General features: G+C 55.2%; 1 protein-coding gene. It reads right to left on the reverse strand.

What is annotated here, in order from left to right; translation table 11 throughout:
* Positions 1-785: two-component system response regulator (locus tag NW818_RS13895; RefSeq protein ID WP_414424889.1), on the reverse strand; the 785-nt coding region annotated here is incomplete at its 3' end.
* Between the last annotated feature and the right edge of the window lie 170 nt (positions 786-955).

The following is a 955-nucleotide window of genomic DNA, read 5'->3' on the forward strand; positions in this document are numbered from 1 at the left end:
TCCCAACGCTCGTGGTGGTGGCGGATGAGGGGCAACACCTCTTTCATGGTGCGTAGTGGGCGGCAGATTTGCTCCCCGATCAAGACATGGGATTTCATCACCTCCCACTCTTCCGGCGTATGCTTGCCTGTTTTACCCAAAATGGCATCGGGTATGCCCACTTTGCCGATGTCGTGCAGGTAACCTCCCCACATCAGCACCTTGATCAGGGGACGGGGCAGATGCAAAAACTCGCCGAAGCTCTTGGCCATTTGTGCCAGGCGCTCACAGTGATCCCCGGTGGTGGGATCCCGGCTTTCCACACTGCGGGCAATGGCGAACAAAACCTGGGCAGCATGATCCAAGTCTTCATTGAGGTGCTTTTGGCGAACGAGGGAACGCACCCGCGCCAACAATTCCGACTCGTCAAAGGGCTTGCTCAAGAAATCATCTGCCCCAGCTTCAATACCGCGCACGCGATTTTTGTGATCGCTGGCCGCTGTAACCAATACCACCGGGATCAAGCGTGTCTCATCATTCGCTTTGATGCGTCGACAGACCTCGAACCCATCTAACCCCGGCATCATGACATCCAGCAAGATCAGATCCGGCTGGAAGGTTTTCAACATTTGCAGGGCTTGATTGCCGCTTTCGGCCTCGCTGACCCGATAGCCAATGCTCTGCAGCAGATCCCCCAGCAGCAGGCGGCTGTTGGGCTGATCATCGACGATCAAAAGATGACCGATCTCTGTCTCATCCGCCTCATCCGCAGAAGGTGTGACAGGGATCCCAACTGTCACGGGCATCTTGGGCATCTCGAGTTTGGCGAGTTGGGCACAGGAAAAGCTGGTCACTGCAGGATCCCAGTAGCAACACCTCTACGGTAATCCCATCAGAGAAAAAAGAGCATCAGGCTTTACACTGAGCTGCTCCGGGAAAGGGAAGGGTTTTCTGATACATTTACGCTGAACACTGC

The sequence above is a fragment of the Synechococcus sp. R6-5 genome, from assembly GCF_047461775.1.
Lineage (GTDB): Bacteria > Cyanobacteriota > Cyanobacteriia > Thermostichales > Thermostichaceae > Thermostichus.